The organism is Acidobacteriota bacterium, assembly GCA_012729555.1.
In the GTDB taxonomy this organism is placed as follows: domain Bacteria; phylum Acidobacteriota; class UBA6911; order UBA6911; family UBA6911; genus UBA6911.
The window spans coordinates 113,026-131,772 of record JAAYCX010000090.1; the positions used below are offsets into that span (position 1 = coordinate 113,026).

17 protein-coding genes are annotated in these 18,747 nt (G+C 68.4%); 4 read left to right on the forward strand and 13 right to left on the reverse strand.

The window, feature by feature from the left end; translation table 11 throughout:
• Positions 1-9: 9 nt before the first annotated feature.
• The gene (locus tag GXY47_15690; GenBank protein ID NLV32584.1) at positions 10-810 is read right to left on the reverse strand and encodes a hypothetical protein; all 801 of its coding nucleotides are present in this window, start codon (positions 808-810) and stop codon (positions 10-12) included.
• Between the two features lie 204 nt (positions 811-1,014).
• Positions 1,015-2,352, reverse strand: a complete 1,338-nt coding sequence (locus tag GXY47_15695; protein ID NLV32585.1) for an APC family permease — start codon at positions 2,350-2,352, stop codon at positions 1,015-1,017.
• A 229-nt stretch (positions 2,353-2,581) separates the two neighbouring features.
• Here GXY47_15695 and GXY47_15700 point away from each other — a divergent pair, with 229 nt between their 5' ends.
• A complete protein-coding gene (locus GXY47_15700; protein NLV32586.1) occupies positions 2,582-3,310 on the forward strand; it encodes a PIG-L family deacetylase in 729 nt (242 codons plus the stop codon).
• A 172-nt stretch (positions 3,311-3,482) separates the two neighbouring features.
• Positions 3,483-3,695 carry a cold shock domain-containing protein gene (locus GXY47_15705; GenBank protein ID NLV32587.1) on the forward strand — a complete coding sequence of 71 codons (213 nt, stop codon included), beginning with the start codon at positions 3,483-3,485 and terminating at the stop codon, positions 3,693-3,695.
• Positions 3,696-3,753: 58 nt separating this feature from the next.
• Here GXY47_15705 and GXY47_15710 read toward each other — a convergent pair whose 3' ends face one another.
• The 9 genes from GXY47_15710 to GXY47_15750 all read right to left on the reverse strand — a co-directional run bounded on the left by GXY47_15710 (position 3,754) and on the right by GXY47_15750 (position 14,360).
• Entirely contained in the window at positions 3,754-4,758 is a 1,005-nt protein-coding gene (locus GXY47_15710) for an alpha/beta hydrolase family protein (GenBank protein NLV32588.1), read from the reverse strand.
• Positions 4,759-4,835: 77 nt separating this feature from the next.
• Positions 4,836-5,834, reverse strand: coding sequence for a VWA domain-containing protein (locus tag GXY47_15715; protein NLV32589.1), 999 nt, complete (start codon positions 5,832-5,834; stop codon positions 4,836-4,838).
• A 93-nt stretch (positions 5,835-5,927) separates the two neighbouring features.
• Positions 5,928-7,478: a carboxylesterase/lipase family protein gene (locus GXY47_15720; protein ID NLV32590.1), complete on the reverse strand. Its 1,551-nt coding sequence runs from the start codon at positions 7,476-7,478 to the stop codon at positions 5,928-5,930.
• A 31-nt stretch (positions 7,479-7,509) separates the two neighbouring features.
• Positions 7,510-9,123, reverse strand: a complete 1,614-nt coding sequence (locus tag GXY47_15725) for a fumarate hydratase (GenBank protein ID NLV32591.1) — start codon at positions 9,121-9,123, stop codon at positions 7,510-7,512.
• A gap of 122 nt (positions 9,124-9,245) precedes the next feature.
• Positions 9,246-9,884: a class I SAM-dependent methyltransferase gene (locus tag GXY47_15730; protein ID NLV32592.1), complete on the reverse strand. Its 639-nt coding sequence runs from the start codon at positions 9,882-9,884 to the stop codon at positions 9,246-9,248.
• A gap of 10 nt (positions 9,885-9,894) precedes the next feature.
• Positions 9,895-10,725: a metal ABC transporter permease gene (locus GXY47_15735; GenBank protein ID NLV32593.1), complete on the reverse strand. Its 831-nt coding sequence runs from the start codon at positions 10,723-10,725 to the stop codon at positions 9,895-9,897.
• A complete protein-coding gene (locus GXY47_15740; protein NLV32594.1) occupies positions 10,718-11,488 on the reverse strand; it encodes a metal ABC transporter ATP-binding protein in 771 nt (256 codons plus the stop codon). Before GXY47_15740 ends, GXY47_15735 begins: the two co-directional genes overlap by 8 nt.
• A complete protein-coding gene (locus GXY47_15745) occupies positions 11,485-12,306 on the reverse strand; it encodes a zinc ABC transporter substrate-binding protein (protein ID NLV32595.1) in 822 nt (273 codons plus the stop codon). Before GXY47_15745 ends, GXY47_15740 begins: the two co-directional genes overlap by 4 nt.
• A gap of 20 nt (positions 12,307-12,326) precedes the next feature.
• Positions 12,327-14,360, reverse strand: a complete 2,034-nt coding sequence (locus GXY47_15750) for a TonB-dependent receptor (GenBank protein ID NLV32596.1) — start codon at positions 14,358-14,360, stop codon at positions 12,327-12,329.
• Positions 14,361-14,602: 242 nt separating this feature from the next.
• Between GXY47_15750 and nikR the strand changes: the two genes are divergently transcribed.
• The gene (gene nikR, locus GXY47_15755; GenBank protein NLV32597.1) at positions 14,603-15,010 is read left to right on the forward strand and encodes a nickel-responsive transcriptional regulator NikR; all 408 of its coding nucleotides are present in this window, start codon (positions 14,603-14,605) and stop codon (positions 15,008-15,010) included.
• Between the two features lie 6 nt (positions 15,011-15,016).
• Here the strand turns inward: nikR and GXY47_15760 are convergent, their stop codons facing one another.
• Positions 15,017-16,360: a deoxyribodipyrimidine photo-lyase gene (locus GXY47_15760; protein ID NLV32598.1), complete on the reverse strand. Its 1,344-nt coding sequence runs from the start codon at positions 16,358-16,360 to the stop codon at positions 15,017-15,019.
• A gap of 171 nt (positions 16,361-16,531) precedes the next feature.
• Between GXY47_15760 and GXY47_15765 the strand changes: the two genes are divergently transcribed.
• The gene (locus tag GXY47_15765) at positions 16,532-17,095 is read left to right on the forward strand and encodes a manganese efflux pump (protein ID NLV32599.1); all 564 of its coding nucleotides are present in this window, start codon (positions 16,532-16,534) and stop codon (positions 17,093-17,095) included.
• 14 nt (positions 17,096-17,109) lie between these two features.
• Here the strand turns inward: GXY47_15765 and GXY47_15770 are convergent, their stop codons facing one another.
• A complete protein-coding gene (locus GXY47_15770) occupies positions 17,110-18,747 on the reverse strand; it encodes a hypothetical protein (GenBank protein ID NLV32600.1) in 1,638 nt (545 codons plus the stop codon).

The following is an 18,747-nucleotide window of genomic DNA, read 5'->3' on the forward strand; positions in this document are numbered from 1 at the left end:
AGCCCGGTCCTACCTGGGCCGCTCCGCGGAGATGACCTTGTCCTTGGGGATGCTCAAATACCCCCCCACCTTGTTCTTCTGCACCCAGTTGATCACCACTTCGTAGCGGATCCGGTTCTTGCCCACCAAAAACTGGATTGGCTCGTTGATGAGTCGGTCCTTCTTCTCCAGCTGATTGTCGTCCACGTAGATCTTCAGGTTGAACTTCCCCTTCTTGTGGTCGGTACGGGTCAGCTGAATCCGGATGTCCTCCACCTTGACCGGGTTCTTCTTGTCGGGGAGAGTGAACTCGAAGAAATCGCGCTCCCCTTTCAAGCGGAGCTGGGCCAGTTCGCTCGAATTCTTCGCCACGGCGGCGCTCAGGCTGTCCTTCACATCCACCAGCTGCCGCCGGGTCCCCTCCAGGTCCCTGCGGGTGCTCTCCAGGTCGGTGCGGACGCTCACGACCTCGGTCTTGACCCCGCCGACCTCGGTGCTGACCTGGCCTATTCTGCTCTCGGCCTCGCTCTTGACCGCCTGCACCTGGGCCTCCACGTGCGAGGCATCGGCCTTGGTGGAAAGCGCCTGGGCCAGTTCCTGTTTCGTCTTCTTCCCCTCGGCCTGGATCTGGGCCGTCGTTTTCTTGAAGGTTTCCTCGGCGCTCCCCACGGCCTCTTCCAGGTTGGACTTCAAATCGGACACCTGGCTGGCCAGGGCCGCTTCCGTCACCTTGTTGCGGGTCTCCAGTTCGGCTATTCGGGCTCCGAGCTGATCCAACTCGGCCTGCTGCGCCCTCCGGTAGCGGGAGTGGGAGTAGAAAAGGTAAATCACCAGCTAAAGCAGAATCAGGATAAGCGCAAGCTTCACGGCTTCCGGAACCAGCCCCTTTTCCTGGGGCGCCGGTTTTTGCAGATCTGGGTTCAGGGAACTCATCACACCTCCTGGTGCATGAAAAGGCGGCACACGCGGCCGCCCATAACCGCCCCAATAATACGGCCGGCCGATCGAAAGTGCAATAAGGCGCAGGGGCGGAGGCTACGGCGCGGCCTCATCCGGCACCTCGGGCTCCCCCCCGAGGGGCCGCCGGGCACGGGTCACGAAGTAGCCGATGAGGGCGGCCAGGATGCTCGAACCGACCCAGAGGTTCAGCGTCGGGGAGCTCTTGAAGCCGAAATAGAGCATCACCCCGGAAAAGGCGAGATAGATGAGGGCGGCCGCCAGGGCGGCGGTCTGCGGCCGGGAAAATTCCCTGCGGCGGAACCGGACCCAGAAGAGGGAGAAGATCGTCAGCGCCGAAAACAGGGTGAGGATGGCTCCCACGTTGCTGAGCACCTCACCGAGCTGGTAGGCCAGGACCAGGAAAAGGGCTATGCCCCCCTGCAGCATCACCGCCCCCACCGGGGGGCGCCCCTCCTTCCCCTTGAGGACCGCGGGGAGAAACCCGTCCCGGGCCATGGCGGCATAAACGCGGGGTCCGAGAAACGTCATCGCGCTGACGGCCGAGATGAAGGCGATGATCGCCAGCACCGACATGCAGGCGGCGCCGAAGTCGCCCACCACGTCGCGCATGATCAGGTGGCCGAGGGTGATCCGGGCGGTTTCGTAGTCGTTCACCACCCGGAACTGCTCGGGGGTGAGGTTGGCCACGAACACCCAGTTCACGAACAGGTAGAGGACGCCGACGATGGAGCACCCCAGGATCAGGGCCCGGGGGACGTCGCGCCGGGGGTTGCGGAATTCGGAAGCGGCGTAGACCGCCGCGTTCCAGCCGCTGAAGGCGAAGGCGATGAAGAAGAGGTTCTGCATGAAAGCCCCCAGCGGGAAGCCTTCCGAGGGGCTCGTGGGCTGCCAGGTGGGCCAGGCGTTGTTCCCGCCCGCGAGGCCGACGGAGATAAAGCCGACCACGAGGACGATCTTGAGCGCCACCAGGGCGTTCTGCGCCGTAACCGAGAAGCGCAGGCCGACGGCGTGCACCGCCGTCATCAGCACGATCAGCCCGACGGCGAACAACGTGGGGTTCACCCAGTCGCCGAGCGTATGCGCGAAGGCGCCCGCGGCGATGGCGTCGATGGCGATCGGCGCGGAAAATCCCAGCAGGAGGGAGGCCCACCCGGCCAGGTACCCGAGCGCCGGGTGCACGAGGGTGGACAGGAACCGGTACTCCCCACCCGACCGGGGAACGATCCGGGCGATCCCGGCGTAGGCCCGCGCCCCGCACAGGGCCAGCAGCGCGCCGATCACCCAGGCCAGCAGGATCTGCCCCGGGGTGAGGTCCTGGGCCATATAGCCCGTGCTCAAGAAAACCCCCGCGCCGATCATGTTGGCGATGACCATCCCGATTCCCGAATACAGCCCCAAGCGATGATCCTTCATTCACCCCCACCCTTCGTCGCCGTCTCAGTTCTTCGCTGTCAGTCTTCGTCGTTCTTCGTCAACGTTGTGCAATACGCCCCCGCCGGAGTCCTGTTTCAACTCCCGCCGGACGGGGACCCATCATGCCCCGCGGAGCGGCCCGGTACAAGCGCTTTTCCCCGCCCGCCGGCCCGGAGTTTTTCTTGATGCCGGGCCGCGCACACGTTACCTTGAGGATATGATGAAACTCATGGCCATAACGGCTCACCCGGATGACGAAGCCGGCGCTTTCGGGGGGGCGCTTCTCCATTACCACGCGCGCGGGGTGGAAACCTCCGTGATCTGTCTCACTCCGGGGCAGGCGGCCACCCACCGGGGGGCGGCCCGTTCCGACGCCGAGCTCGCCCGGCTCCGGCGCGCCGAGTTCGCCGCCTCCTGCCGCATCCTCCAGGTCACCCACGGGGAGGTTCTCGATTACGCGGACGCGGGGCTGGTTCGCGCGGACCTCCACGCCGTGGTCGGAGACCTGACCGAACGGATCCGCAGGATCCGGCCCCACGTCCTCCTGACCATGGGGCCGGAAGGGGCGGTGACGGGACATCTCGACCACTCCATGGCCTCGCTGTTCGCGACCCTGGCCTTTCACTGGGCGGGCCGGAACGACCGCTATCCGGAGCAGCTGGCGGCGGGGCTCGAGCCCCACCGGACACGGAAGCTCTATTACTCGACGGCCGCGTTCACCCTCCCCGACCGGCCCCCCGTCTCCCCTCCCCCCTGCTCGGCCACGCTGGCGATCGGCCCCTGGGTCGAGGAAAAGATCGCGGCCTTCCGGGCCCACACCACCCAGGCCCCGCTCGGGGAGCCGTTCGCCCGGGCCATGCGCCGGTTCGGGGACAAGGAACTGTACCACCTGGCCGCGGTCTCCGAACCATCGGTCGCGGAAGCCGAATCGGACCTCTTCGAAGGGATCGAGGAATAGGACGCGCGGCCGGGAGGCCTCAACCGCAAGGTTCCGATTGACATATCCGGATTGAACTCAGTAGTATAGGGGGCATCCGGATCGGGTGGCGGCCGCCAGACGGTGTGGCGGCTTTTTCATTTGCGGCCATGACCGGTCAGGGAAACATGCCTAACGACAGGAGCGGGTTCCCATGGAAAAAGAGACTGGGAAAGTGAAGTGGTTCAATAACGCCAAAGGCTACGGCTTCATCGAGAGAAACAGCGGCGGGGACGTCTTCGTGCACCACACCGCCATCCAGATGGACGGGTTCCGGACCCTCTCGGAGGGGGAGGCCGTGAGTTTCTCGGTGACGGAGGGCCCGAAGGGGCTGCAGGCGGAAAACGTCACCAAACCCGAAGAATAGCCGCCCGCCCGCCGGCGCATGGTTTTTCCCGGCCCTGCCGGCGCCGCCGGGAACGGGGCTACAGGTTCGCGCGGATATAACGGCACATCACCAGGCCGAGCACTATGTTGAAGGGAAAGACGCCCGAGGTGTAGTGCCCACAGCGCAACCCGAAGGTGGAATGTTCGAGCCCCAGCCGGCGGTATTCCCCGAGGACGATCTCGGACAGCTCGGGAAGGAACGTGCAGTCGTACAGCGCGTGCACGAGCAGGGAGCGCTTCCCGGACCCCCGGAGTTTCGGGAAATAGGCCATGGGGCTGATGGGCATCCAGATCTCTCTCAGCTCTTCCAGGCTGACGTGTCCCCGGAGCCCCGCCAGGACGTGGCGGGTGGAGATCCCTTTCCATACGACATCGGCGAACCAGGGGGAGACGTGGTTCTGGACCGCCACCCCGATCCTCGGGTCGTGCGCGGCCGTGATCAGGGCGGTGCAGGACCCCAGGCTCGTCCCCAGGATCGCGAACCGGCTGTACCCCTGCCGCTCGAGCCAGTCGATGGCGGCGCGGCAGTCCATGACCGCCTGCCTCGTGGCCTCGAGCGTCCGCCCCAGGTTCGGCGAAAGGGCGTAATCCGCCCGCTCCAGCTCCTCGGGCATCCTCAGGTCGTGGTAAGGCTGGCTCAGGCGCAGCGCCGACAGCCCGAAGGCGTTGAGCAGCCGGCAGAGCGACAGGTGCCCGCCGGCGTCGGCGTTCCACTGCGGGAGCACCAGCACCACCCGCCCGCGCGAGTCGGCCGGGAAAAACCGCCCGTGCACGGTGTTGTTCCGCTCGTAGCGGGTTGCGAGCGGGCTCGTGAACGCCAGGCTGCGCCCGTCCAGGACGTAATCGCGCACCGGGGCGTAGGCGTGGTAGCGGTCGCTCTCCTCGACCGCCCGCCGCGCGTACTCCAGCAGGAACTCCCTGGGGTCGCCGGCCTCGGGCGCGCCCGGTAGGAATTCCAGCCCCCACTCGAACTCCCGCACCTTCCGGTTGGTGTCGCGCCGGGAGAGCTTCAGTTCCCACGCGTGAAAGATCCTGGACAGCACTGCCTTCCCCTCCGATCGAGGCCCAAAAGGATGTACTTTAGCAAACCGGCGGATCGTCGGACAACGGGGGAATGGCCTTACTCGGGTTCCCGGAAGGCGCCGGAGGAGAGGCGGGGGTTCTGCGGCATGCGGGGAAGATGGTAGTAGCCTTTCCGGTAGACCACCCGGGCCGCGGGCCTGAGGCACTCGACGGCGATCCGGTGGTAGGAGTCGGGCTCCAGCGCCTGGTTGGAAACGTAGGTCAGGAAGTAGCGGCTCTTCATCTCACGGGCCACATCGGCGTAGATGCCCAGGATCTGGTCGTAGTCGGTCGGAAAGAAGCTGCGCCCCCCGGTCTCCCCGGCCAGCCGGGTCATCGCCTCCTCCCGTTTCCGGAAAAACTCCTCGATATAGTCCTCGTCATCCCCGAACAGCCTCCGGTAGATGTCGTTGAGGATCACCACCCGCCGTTCGCGCCGGGCGTCGCTGGCGACGATGGCCGTCTTCGAGACCACGTACAGGGACGCCTGGGATTTGGCGATCGCGCGCTCCGCCTCCTCCAGCCCCACCCGGCTCTGGTTGTCCAGGCAGTCGGTGAAGAGGACGATGGCCTTGCGCCCGTCGATGTTCTTGAGCTGTTCGGCCGCGGCCAGGTACATGGCGTCGTAGAGCGCCGTGCGCACCCCCGCGCGCAGCTTCCCCAGCGCCTTGTCCAGTTTTTTCCGGCTGTCGGTCCAGTCCAGGATCCGGGTCACCTCGTCGTCGAACGAGATCACCGAAAACCGGTCCCCCGCGTCGAGCCCCCGGACGAACTCGGTCGCCGCCGCCCGGATCCTTTTCAGTTCGTTCCGGCTGCTCGGGCTGGTGTCGAGCAGAAGCACCACCGATACCGGGTAGGTATCCAGGCCGAAGCTCCGGATCTCCTGCGGCGCCCGGTCCTCCCACAGGCGGAAGTCCTCCGCCCCGAGGCCCTCCATCATCCTGCCTTCGACATCGAAGACGCTGATCGGGACCTTCACCAGGTTGACGGAGGCCGAAAAGGTCGGGGGCGGGTCCTGGGCCGGCCCCGTCCTCGGGGCGAGCAGGGGTACAAACATGAGAAGGACAAGCGCTCGGAGTACCATCACCTGAATTGTAGCAGGGTTCGGGACCGAAGGCACCGGGGAGGGTCCCGGATTCCCCGCCCGCCGTCAGATCGGCTTGGTCAGCGGCAGCTCGAAAGCGTCCCAGGCGCGACGCTCCTCCTCGCGCGCGGCGGCCGTCATCCGGCACTCGCGGTCGAGTACCATCGTCGCGCGGGAGGGGGCGTAAGGCGCCCATCCGCCCAGCGAATCGCAGGAGGGGTCCCCGGTGCGGGCGAACGAGGTCCAGGCGTCCTGGATCTTCCGGGAGAGCGCTTCGACATCGGGGCCGGAGCCGCAGAAGGAGGGGTCGCAGTTGCCGAACACGAACCCGATCTCCAGGGCGTGGCAGCTGCCGAGCGCCCCCTTGACGGCCGGGGACTCCCAGCTGAAGAGGTAGTTGTAGGCCGGCCGCCCGTGGAGCCCCTGCGCCTCCAGCAGCCTCAAAACGGGGATGCGGAACATGAAGTCGGACTGGATCGCCGTGAGGATGTCGGCGGGGCCGGCGGCTTCCCCCCGCCCCTGCCGCCCCCCCCGGTAAGCCTCGACCACGCCGTCGATGTGGGCCTCGGGGATCAGGTCCCGGAGCCTTGAGAGCATGAGGCCCTCGTCCATGCGGCGAAAGGCCGGGTCCATGAAGTTGAAGAGCTTGAATTCGTCCCGGTTGGTGCCGGCCAGGGTCCGGATCCCCGCCGCGGATCCCCTTTTGATCGCCTCGAGCGGGATGTCGGGCATCGCTTCCCCGTCCACCACGGGCTGGAAGGGGGTCAGCCGGTTGTCCCGCCGGCGCATGATGAGGGCCAGCTGCTGCTGGGCGTCGAGGATCCGTTCGGCCGGCAGCGCCAGCAGGGCGTCCGGGCCGGGCTTCGCCAGGCCCAGGATCCCCAAAAACTCCGTCGCCGCGGCGACCCCGTCCTCGAGGGTCCCGACGGTGTTGGCGCCGCCGCTTTCCAGGATGGCCTTCCCGAACCGCCCGCGGGCCGCCGGCATTCCCATCAGGTCGCCGATGCTCATCGCGCCGGCCGACTCGCCGAACACCGTGACGTTGGCGGGGTCACCGCCGAAGGCGGCGATGTTGTCCCGCACCCAGTCCAGGGCGGCGACCTGGTCGAGCAGCCCCTCGCAGCCGGTGGCCGGGATCCGTCCCCCCGTGATCTCCCGGAGGTTCATGAAGCCGAAGGCGCCCAGGCGGTAGTTGAGCGTCACCAGCACCACGTCGCCGCGCGGGACCAGGGTGTTGTCCCGGTACATCTTCTCGGAGCCCGAGCCGATGATGAAGGCCCCGCCATGGATCCAGACCATGACCGGGCGCGCCGCGTCGTCCAGGCCCGGCGTCCAGACGTTGAGATAGAGGCAGTCCTCGTCCTGCGGCTCCGCGGCCGCGAGGGCGGCCATCACGTCCGACCCGGGAAGCGGGTTCTGCGGGGAGACCGGGCCGAACGCCTTCGCGCTCCGGACCCCTGTCCACGGCTCCGCCGGAACGGGCGCCCGCCACCGCAGACGGCCGGTCGGGGGGGCCGCGTAGGGGATCCCGCGGAAGACGAACTGTCCCTTCTCGAAACTCCCCTCCAGGCGTCCCTGCCGGGTTTGGGCGACGACGGGCTTCCCGCTCTGACTCATGGCGCTCCTTTGCGGTCCGGCTGCGGGCCGGTTACATCAGGGACTTGAAAAAGTCGTTCCCCTTGTCGTCCACCAGGATGAAGGCGGGGAAATCCACCACCTCGATCCTCCAGACCGCCTCCATCCCCAGCTCGGGGTAGTCGAGGCATTCGACCTTCCGGATGTTCTCCTCGGCCAGCAGGGCCGCCGGCCCGCCGATGGAGCCGAGATAGAAGCCGCCGTATTTTTTGCAGGCGTCGGTCACCTGCTGCGACCGGTTCCCCTTGGCGATCATGACGAGCGACCCGCCGTTCTGTTGCAGCAGCTCCACGTAGGAGTCCATCCGTCCCGCGGTGGTGGGGCCGAAGGAGCCGGAGGGCTTTCCCGGGGGGGTCTTGGCCGGGCCGGCGTAGTAGATCGGGTGGTTCTTCAGGTACTCCGGCAGCGGCTTGCCGGCGTCGAGCAGCTCCTTGAACTTGGCGTGGGCGATGTCGCGCCCGACGATGATGGTCCCGTCGAGCGAAAGTTGGGTGGCCACCGGGTGCTTCGACAGCTCCGCGCGGATTTTCTCCATCGGCTGGTCGAGGTCGATCCTGACGACGCCGTGGGTGTGGCGGCCGCGGTAGCGGTCGGGGATCAGCCGGCCCGGGTTGCGGTCGAGCTCCTCCAACCAGACCCCGTCGCGGTCGATCCTGGCCCTGATGTTGCGGTCGGCCGAGCAGGAGACCCCCATGCCGACGGGGCAGGAGGCGCCGTGGCGCGGCAGGCGGATGACCCTCACGTCGTGGGCGAAGTATTTCCCCCCGAACTGGGCCCCGATCCCGCACCGTTCGGCCGCGCGCTGGAGCTTCGCTTCCATCTCCAGGTCGCGGAAGGCCCTCCCCCCCTCGCTGCCCGTGGCGGGGAGCGTGTCCAGGTAGCCGGCCGAGGCCAGTTTGACCGTCTTGAGGGTGCTCTCGGCGCTGGTGCCGCCGACGACGAAGGCCAGGTGGTAGGGGGGACACGCGGCGGTGCCGAGGGTCTTCATCTTCGCGGTCAGGAACTTCTCGAGGCTGTCCGGGTTGAGCAGCGCCTTGGTCTCCTGGAACAGGTAGGTCTTGTTGGCGCTCCCCCCCCCCTTGGTAATGACGAGGAAGCGGTACTCCTCCCCTTCGTCGGCGTAGAGATCGATCTGTGCCGGCAGGTTGTTGCCGCTGTTGACCTCCCGGTACATGTCCAGGGGGATCGTCTGGCTGTAGCGGAGGTTTTCCTCCGTGTAGGTCTTGTAGACCCCCCGGGAAAGGTATTCGGCGTCGTTGCAGCCGGTCCACACCCTCTGCCCCTTCTTCCCGATGATGATGGCCGTCCCCGTGTCCTGGCAGAAGGGGAGCTCGAAATGGGCCGACACCTCGGCGTTTCGGAGCATGGCGACGGCAACGCCGCGGTCGTTGGGGGAAGCTTCGGGATCGGCGAGGATTCTGGCCACCTGCTCGTTGTGCGCCGCCCGGAGCAGGAAGGAGACGTCGCGCACCGCCTCGGCCGCCAGCAGGGTGAGAGCCTCCGGTTCCACCTTGAGGACCTCCTCGCCCTCGAAACGCGCGACGCTGACGTGGTCCTTCGTGAGCAACCGGTAGCGCGTATCGTCCGGCCCGAGTGGAAAGGGTTCCTGGTATGTAAACTCCGTCATCTCTGCTTCCCCCATGAAAAAAGGCTTACGCTCCCGCCCACCCGGCGGGGCCGCCGGCAGCCATTATAGAGAACCGCGCGCGTTCTGCCAACGGCGGGAAGGGCGGCAGCGGGCGGCGTGGGCTATTTTCGCGCCAGGAGGCAGTAGAATCCGTCCTCGTCGATGAATTCGTCCAGCCGGAGCCCGGCGGCCTCCACCATCCCCTTCATCGCCTCCGGTCCGGGGAGATGGTCGTGACTCACGGCGGGGCACGACTCGTGGCGGCGGTTGATCTCCTCGGCGGAATTGAAGTGGGAGATCACCAGACTCCCGCCGGGGCGGAGGACCCGCGCCAGGGCGCCGACCACCTCCGGCTTGCGATCGAAATGGGGGAAGCAGGAGAAGCAGAAGACCGTGTCGAACGACTCCGGCTCCAGCGGGGCGCGGGCGACGTCCGCGACCAGGAACCGGATGTTGGGCTCCGGGTGCATCCGCCGGTTCTCCTCGATCATCCGCTCGGCGAAATCGAGCTCCCACAGGAGCCCTTCCGGCCCGATCCGCTCGAGGATCATGGGGACGAGCACCCCGGAGCCGCAACCGGCGTCGAGCACCCGCTCCCCCGGCCGGAGCGGGACCAGGCTGAAGAGGCGGTCGAAGGCCGCCGCGTGCAGGTCGAACCGGCCCGATTGCGGGTCCCGGTAGCAGAGCTCGAGCCACTCCCCCGCCCTGTCGTTGAAAAATTGCTGCCGGTCCCGGTAGATCTCTTCCGCCGATCTTTTCATGACACCCGTTCTATCCAGTCTTCGCCGCCCGGCGCTTCGGCGAAAAAATGTAGGAGAGCGCGAAAATCAGGGTGGCCACCATGACCACCGACGCGCCGGAAGGAAGGTCCAGTATATACGACAGGGCCAGCCCGAGCACGCAGGCGCTCACCCCCGCCAGCGCCGAGATCAGGAAGAAGAGCTTCAGGTCGTACGTCAGCTGCAGCGCCGTGGCGCCCGGCTGGATGAGGAGGGCGAAGATCAGCAGCCCCCCGACGGTCGACAGGTTGGCGGAGACCACCGCGCCGACGAGGAAGAGGAGGGCGTAATAGATGAACCGCTCGGGGACGCCGCTCGAGGCCGCCAGGGTCCGGCTGAAAAGGACCGCCCGGATCTCCTTGAAGAAGAGGAGGAGGAAGAGGAGGAGCGCGAGCGTCGTCCACCCGAGCAGCGCCACGTCGCGCGCCGAAAGGGAGAGGAGGTTGCCCCACATCAGGTCGAGCACCCCCGCCCGCGTTTTCGACAGCATCCCGATCCCCAGAAACGCCAGCCCCATCATGAAGGAGAAAAAGATGCTGAGGGTGTTCTCCGGCGGCAGCCGGGTGCGGTCCGACACCGGTCCGAGCACCCCGGCGACGACGAGGCAGAGGACGAACCCGCTGGCCGTCGGGTTGAGGCCGAGGAGCATCCCGATGACGGCGCCGGCGAAGGCGGAATGGGACATGGCCACGCCGACGAGCGGCATGCGCATCAGCACGACGAATACCGAGAGGAGCGAGCAGCCCAGGCCGCACAGGAGACAGGCCAGGAGCGCACGCTGCATCGGGAGATGGGCCAGGGAATCGAGCAGCTGTTCAACCAAGGGAAATGAACCTCCTGCCGCCGCGCTGGAAGGTCTCCAGGGGGTAGCGGAAGAGCCGGCTCAGGTTCTCCCCGGTCAGGGCTTCGGAAACGGCGCCGTCGTAGACAATCCGGCCGCCATCCAGGAAGACGGCGCGCCGCATCGCGCCTGGGAGCATATTGAAGTCGTGGGTGACGAAAAGCACCGCCGGCGCCTCCCTTTCGTGGATCTCCTCGACGAGGTCGAGGACCTCCTTCTGGACGGCGATGTCGAGATTGGCCGTCGGTTCGTCGAGCAGGAGGATCTCCGGGCGCTGGATGATGGCGCGCGCGATCGACACCTTCTGCCGCTCCCCCCCCGACAGGTGCCCGAGCGGGCGCCGCGCGAGATGGGCCACCCGCATGATTTCGAGCAGTTCCATCGCCCGCTCCCCATCTTTCTTCGAGGGGGAGCGGCAGAGGCCCAACCGGCCCGAGAGGCCGATCATCACCGCCTCGACCGCCAGGATCGGGAAGGCGGGGTCGATCTCGACCGACTGCGGCACGTACCCGACGCGCACCCTCGTCCCCCGGTCGCCCCGCTGCGGCCGGCCGAAAAGCCGGACCTCCCCGGCGCATCTCTCGAACCCGGCGATCACCCGCAGGAGCGAAGTCTTGCCGGCCCCGTTCGGGCCGATGATGCCCACGAATTCCCGCCGGGACACGCTAAGATCGACACGGTCGAGCAGGAGATGCCGCCCCTTGCGGAGCGAGGCGGCGCGCATTTCGATGACGGGCGCGCTCATCGCCCGGCGCCCAGGGCCGCCACGACCGCGCTCACGTTCGCGCGCAGGGTGGCGAGATACCCCTCCCCGGAGGGGAAATTGGAGAGGACGACATGCGGCACCCCCGCCCCTTCGGCGATGAGCCTGCCGGCGTCGGGGCCGGACTGGAGGTTGTCGACCACCATGCGGATCCGCCGCTCGGCGGCGATGCGGGAGAGCCGGACGATGTCGCGGGCCGAGATCGCTTCGGGACGGCCGTATTCGGCCACCACCTCGAACCCCATCCAGCGCAGGGTCTGGGCCTGCATGGAGGAGGCGATCACGGGGACCCCGGCCGTCCCGGCCCGGTCCAGTTCCTCCCTGAGAACGCTCGACTGGGCCACCACCTCACCCTCGTACGCCAGCCTGCGCCGCTCGATCCGGGCGCGCTCACGGGGGAAGCGGTGCGCGAGCTCCCCGCCGAGGAGCCCGAGCCCCCGGATATGCTCCTCCGGCACCATCCAGCTGCGCCCCCCGTCGTCCATGACCAGGAGCTTGCCCCGCTCCGCCTCCACCTTCTCCATGAAGGGGAGCCCGCGCATGGAGATGACGAGGGCGGCCGCGCGGACCCGCCCGATGTCCGACAGCTTGACGTCGTAGTGCCCGGGACACTGGGCCGGGGGGAGAATGGAGCTGACGTGCGCCTCCTCCGGGGAAAGCAGCGCGGCGGTCATGCCCGCCAGGAGCGTGTCGGAGGTCAGGATGTCGATCCGGGAGGGGTTCGGGGCTTCCCTCCGGCAACCGGAGGCCGCAGCCAGGACGCAGAGCGCGGTCAGCAGCGCCAACGCTCTTCCGGACATCCGATCCCTCCGCCTCGTCATCAGAATCTTACCTTGAACCCGCCGCTGGCATGGACTCCCGGCATGGGATAACCCGCCAGTTCCTGGTACTCCCGGTCCAGGGCGTTGTCGACCGCGGCGAAGAAGCTCCAGTGCTCCCCGGCGGGGACGACGCATTTGAGCCCGGCCACGCTGTAGCCGCCGAGGCGCGCCGTCCTGGCCGTATTGGCCCACGTCCGCCCCACGGTGCTGCCGCTGAGCGTGATGAAAGCATATTTCGCATCGATATCCAAAGCATAGTTCCATTTGTGCTCCGGCACGTAGGGGGCCAGGTTCGTGGAACGGAGCCAGGCATAGCCCGAGGAGAGCTGCACCCGCCGCACGAGGCGGTAACGGCCCTGGATTTCCAGGCCGCGGTTGAGGGTGCGCCCGCTGTTTTCGAGCCTCAGGTTGGGATAGCGGCCGGTGGTGACGATCATGTTGTCGGCGTCGGTATAGTACCCGGTGACCCGGGCGGTCAACCGCTCCACCGGCTGCAGCTGCAGCGTCGCCTGGTAGTTCCAGAGATGTTCGGGCCGAAGGGTCGGGGTGGGGGCCGGGAAGAGGTAGAGTTCCCGGATGGTGGGGTTGCGGAACCCCCTCCCGGCGGCGAAGGAAACCGCGTACCGGTCCGTCAGGCGGTAACTCGCGCCGAATTCCGCCGCCGTCACCCCGCCGAAGACGGAGTTGCGGTCGTGACGGACCCCGGCGTTCAGCCTGAGCCGCCCCGTCGCCTCCCAGCGCGCGCGCGTGAACACCCCCCCCTCGCTGACGTGGAACTCGCCGTAATCGAACGCCGATAGGATGTTCCGCGCCCTCCCCCCGTAGCGGGCGGCGTCCCCCCCCAGGTCGAGTTCCAGCCCCGCGACCGGGACGACGGTCTCCATGACCCTGAAGCCGGTGTTGCTGTCGACGGAACGGAAACCGTCGTACAGCATGTGGTGGCCGTGGCTCGAGAAGAAACGGAAGGTGCCCCAGGCCCGCTCGGTGCGGTTGTGCAGGGCGGCGCCGTACCCCCCCCTCCCCACCCGCGACCAGTTCCCGGGGGTCGGGGCGGCGACGGGGCCGGGATCCTCGGTGTTGAAGTGGCCGTAGCGCCCCTCGAGCGACGCCTGCCACGCCGGGCCGAGGTCGTAGGACAGGTTGAGCGCGCCGTCCTGGTTGCGGAACGAGGCGTCGTCCCGGTGGCCGTTGGTATGGTCGATCCCCCCGGCCAGGCCGTAGCGGAAACGCCCCAGCTCCCCGCTGTGGCGGAGCCGGTCCTGCCCCGTCCAGTAGGAACCGAGGCCGACGCTCAGCTCGGTGTGGAACCCGGGGGCGGGGGGCGCGGGTTTGATCTCGACGGCTCCCCCCATGGCGCGGTTGCCGTACAGGACCGATGCCGGCCCCGCGGTGACGCTGACGCTCCCCACCTCGGTCAGGGAGTAGAAATCGGGGATCGGGTGCCCCATCAGCCCCATGACCTCGGGGCGCCCGTCGATGACCACCAGCAGCTGGGTCGTCGGCGACCCGCCGAGCCCCCGCAGGGCGATGGAATTCGAGATGCCGAGCCCGTGCCCCAGCACGCCGCGGCCGGGAACGTGGGCGCTCGGGATCAGGCGGTCGATCGCGTCGTAGACCGTCCGGGCGCCGCTGCGGTCGATCTCCAGGGCGCTGCTCGAAACCGTGCCCTCGAGGACGGCATCCTCCCTGACCGTCACCTCCACCGTGGTGCTGAGGATCGCCGGGACCAGCCGCACGGCGATCTCCGTCCCGGAGTCGGCACCCACCCTGCGCGTGAGGGGCTCGAACCCAGCCGCCCGGACCCGCACCGCGGCCGGGGGCTCCAGGGACAATCGCGCCCTCCCTTCCGCGTCAGTCATCAGGGGGGAAAAGGCGCCGTCTCCCGCGCCGTTCGCGCGGCCCACGATTTCCACGGTCGCCCGCGGCACCGCCGCGCCCCCGCCGTCGAGGACCCGGAGTTCGTAGTCCGCCCCGAACCCGCACCCGAGGCAGAGCCAGACCGCCGCAACCGACAAAACCCCGCCACCGCGCATGGTCACTCTCCTTCCCGAAATAGTATTACTTTTGGCTGATTCGTAACACTAGCAGACTATGCCCCGGGCCACAAGCCCGAACTCCGCCGGGCCCCGTTTTTATGGACCCGGTTATTACGCCTTCCGCATTCGTGCTACGGTCTCTCCCGCATCGACCCCTCAGGGGAGGACGTGCCCCCGCTCCGCGCGCTTTTGAGGTAAAATGCGGGGGTCGACATCCATGAAGGGGGGAACCGCAGCCTATGTCCTCGCTGATACGCACGGGGATCTCGCTGGAAAAGGAGCTGCTCGAAAGATTCGACCGGCTGATCGAACAGAAGGGGTACCAGAACCGGTCGGAGGCGATCCGGGACCTGGTGCGCGACCACTTCGTGCAGGAGGAGGTGGCCTCCAACCGGGAGGTGGTGGGGACCCTGACGCTGGTGTACGACCACCACCAGCCGAAGCTGTCCGAGCAGCTGATCGAGGCGCAGCACGACTACACCGGGCAGGTGCTGGCGACCACCCACGTACACCTCGACCACCACAACTGCCTGGAGGTCATCATTTTCAAGGGGCGGGGGATGGACGTGAAGAAGTTCTCCGACCGGCTGCTGAGCCTCCGGGGGGTCAAGCACGGCAAGCTGGTGCTGACAAGCTCCGGGAAATAGCCGAGGTCACCCCTTCCGGAGGGAGGCGTAGGCCGACAAGGCCCGCTCCGCCGCCTCGGCGTGGGAGACCACCGGGTCCGGGTACTCCGCCGTGCCGAGTTCGGGGATCCAGCGCGCGGCGTACTCCCCGCCCGGATCGAACTTCCCGGCCTGCAGCGCGGGGTTGAAGATGCGGAAATAGGGGGCGGCGTCGGCGCCGCAGCCGGCCACCCACTGCCACCCCAGGGTGTTGTTGGCCAGGTCCGCGTCCACCAGCGTGTCCCAGAACCAGCGGGCCCCCTCCGTCCAGGGGGAGAGCAGGTCCTTCACCAGCAGGGAGCCGGCGATCATCCGCGCCCGGTTGTGCATCCACCCGGTGGCCCACAGCTCCCGCATCCCCGCGTCCACGATCGGGAAGCCCGTCCGCCCCCGCCGCCAGGCACGGAACAGGCGGGGATCGTGGCGCCAGGGGAAGTGCGCGAACCGGGCCCGCAGAGGCTCCGACGCGGTGTGAGGAAAGTGCTGCAGCAGGTGGTGGGCGAATTCGCGCCACCCGAGCTGGCGCAGGAAGGCGCGCGCGGCCGGGGTGCGCCTGCCCGAGCAGGCGGCCCACACCTGCCGCGGGGAGATCTCGCCAAAATGCAGGTAGGGGGAGAGGCGCGAGGTCCCGGCCACGGCCGGGAGGTCGCGGCCGGTCTCGTAATCCGCGAGCGGGCGGCCGACGAAGCGGGCCAGCATTTTCGCGGCGCCCGCCTCCCCGGGCCGCCAGGCTTTACGGAGCCCCCCGGCCCAGTCGACGGCGGGCTCGAGCTTCAGCTCCCCGAGCCCGAGCGGGGGGGCCGCGCTCGCCTTCGGCGCCGCCCGCAGGCGCGGCACAGGCAGAGGGGCGAAATCGGGCATCGCCGAGAGGCAGGAGCTCCAGAAGGGGGTGAAGACCTGGTACGGCTTGCCGCTCCGGTTCGCCACCCGTTCCGGCTCGAGCAGGGTCGAGCCGTTGAACGTCTCCACCCGGACCCCCGCCGACAGGAGGGCCAGGCGGACGGCGTCGTCCCGCTCCCTGAGAGCCGGCTCCACGCGCCGGTTCCAGAAGACCGCGTCCGCCCCGCACTCCCGGAGGAGGCCCCGCAGCGCCCCGAGCGACGCCCCGCGCCGGAAGACGAGCGTCAGCCCTCTCCTTTTGAGGGAAGCTTCCAGGGAGCGGAGCGACTGGTGCAGCCACCAGCGGCTGGCGGCGCCGGGGGGCCACTCCCCCTCCTCCCCGGGGGCCCAGATGAAGAGCGGGACGACGTCCCCCCGCTCCGCCGCGGCGGCGAGCGCGGGGTTGTCGTGGAGCCTCAGATCGAGTCGGAACCAGACCAGGGTCGCGGGCATAGGCGCGATCATAGCACGACTCCTCCCTCCCCGCACCGGTCTCGGGCCGGGCGCCATTCTTTGGACAGCGCCGCTGCGGTCCGGCTATAATCGGGATCCCATGACGATCAGAGGGCAGCGCAGACTGAAGAGCGGCGACCCCCGGGGTGCGAAGGGAAAGGGGTGCGGCCCATGGGTTGGGTAAGCATCCTGGCGCTGGCCGCGGCGCTCGCGATGGACGCCTTCGCCGTGGCCGTCGCGAGCGGCCTCGCCCTCGACCCGATGCGGCGGCGCCAGGTCTTCCGCCTCGCCTTTCACTTCGGCTTCTTCCAGGCGCTGATGCCCGTCCTCGGCTGGGCGGCCGGGAGCGCCCTCTACCGCTTCATCGCGGCCTTCGACCACTGGGTGGCCTTCGGCCTCCTGGCCTTCGTCGGGGGGAGGATGTTCCTGGGCGCGCTCGACCATTCCGGGGAAAGGATCGCGCGGCGCGACCCCACCCGGGGGTGGGACCTGGTCGTTCTGTCGGTGGCCACCAGCATCGACGCGCTCGCCGTGGGGCTCTCCCTGGCCATGATCGGCAGCCCCATCCTGATGCCCGCCCTCGTCATCGGCCTGGTGGCCGCGGCCTTCACCGTGGCGGGGATGCTGCTGGGCCGGCGGATCGGCACCCTCTGGGGAAAACGGGTCGAGGCGGCCGGCGGCCTGATTCTGATCGCCATCGGCCTCCGGATCCTCGTGGAGCACCTGTCGGGCTGACCTATCCGCGTATTTCAGAAGATTTTGTTCCGGTCCGTCCCCATTTTCACCCGGGCGAGAAGGGCGGAAGAGGAGCCGGCGGCGGCCTCGTAGTAACGCACGAAGCGCCGGGGTTCTTCCGCGTCAAAATCCTTCAGGTTGACGGCCCAGCGGAAGCCGATCGGCTGGTAGAGGAGTTCCGCCTCCAGCGTAAAGGGCCCCTTCGCGTTCCCCAGATCGACCGAGTAGCGCACGCGGTCGCCCGACCCGGTGAAATCGGGGTCCTCCAGGGCGCGCCCGGCGACGGCGATCGTCTTCCCCGCCTTCTGCTTGTCGAACCCCCGGGGCAGGATGCGGTTATCCTTGAGATAGCGCACGGCCCGCAGGAGCCCCGTCGTCACGGCGCCCCCGCCGTCCCCCAGGATCGGCTCGTAGATCTGCACCTCCCCGGCGCTCCTGATTTCGGTATAGTGCGGCTCGTAGCGTGAGGCGTCCGCGTCGTTGTCGTTGTCCGGGATGCGGCCGGAGGGGTCCACGGCGCCCGATTCGAACACCTTCCGGTTGCCGCCGTCGCGCACCGTGACGTGGAGCCAGACGCGGCGCGACGGGTAGGCGGTCGGGAGCTTGTGCCCGGCGAGGTTTTCCACCGCCACCTCCGCCTCCAGGCGCCCGGAGCGGACCTCGAGGCTGCTGACGGCGATCCGGGCCGATTCCGACTGGAGCTGGGCGAGCGTCTTCTGCGCCGAGGCGGCGAACTCGTCCGGGGACGCCTCCACGCCGAGCTCGTAGCGGTTCCGGTTCAGGATCCCGTTCATGAAGAAGTTACCCCCGGGAAAGGTATGCCGGGACACGCGGGAGCGCGGCACCCCCAGGACGCTGCTCACGGCGGTCTCCTCCTTCACCGCCGGCATGTGGCACGCCTGGCAGCCCAGGACCTTCCGGTAGGCGCTGTGGGCCCATTCCTCGTAGGGGACCTGTTCGGGAAATTCCCCCAGGTCCTCCCCACCCGGTCCAAGGGAGTGGGTGTACAGGGTGTGGCAGCTCGCGCAGGCCTCGCTCTCCCCGAGGTGGGGGGACTCCACCGGGCGGAAGCCCCCGGTGGAACTGGCCATGACCCTCGCGTGTCCCGCCTCCGGGGCGTAGGGGCCGAAGATCTCGCGCTCCCCGGCGGCGCTGGGTCCGCCGATGATGAAACGGCCGACGAAAGTCTCCCGCGTCCCCAGCTTGTCCCTGGAGATCTGGTGGCAGAGGGCGCAGGATACCCCGTCTTCCGCCAGCGCGTCCTGCGGGTTGCCCGGGACGAACCCCAGGTGGGCGAAAACCGCCCCTTTTCGCCCCGCGCCGGCCGCCTCGTGGCGCGCCATCGGCATGTGGCAGATCGAACATTCGTCCTCGATCCCCCCCTGCGCCCCCGGGTGCTCCATCGACTCGCGCCGGACGCTCGCCTGCCAGTAGGGGTCCCGGGCCGCATTGGCCATCATGGTCGGCCGCCAGGCCAGGCCCATGGAAATGTCCTCCCCGCCCCGTGTCGACAGGTTGTTGTGGCACGGCATGCAGCGGTCGGAGGTCTGAAACCGCGGGGCGACGACCTGTCCCGCGGCGCCGGAAACCAGTGCCGCGATCATTCCCGCCGACAGCGCCGCTCCCCCCAGACAGAGGCTTCTCTTCGCCAT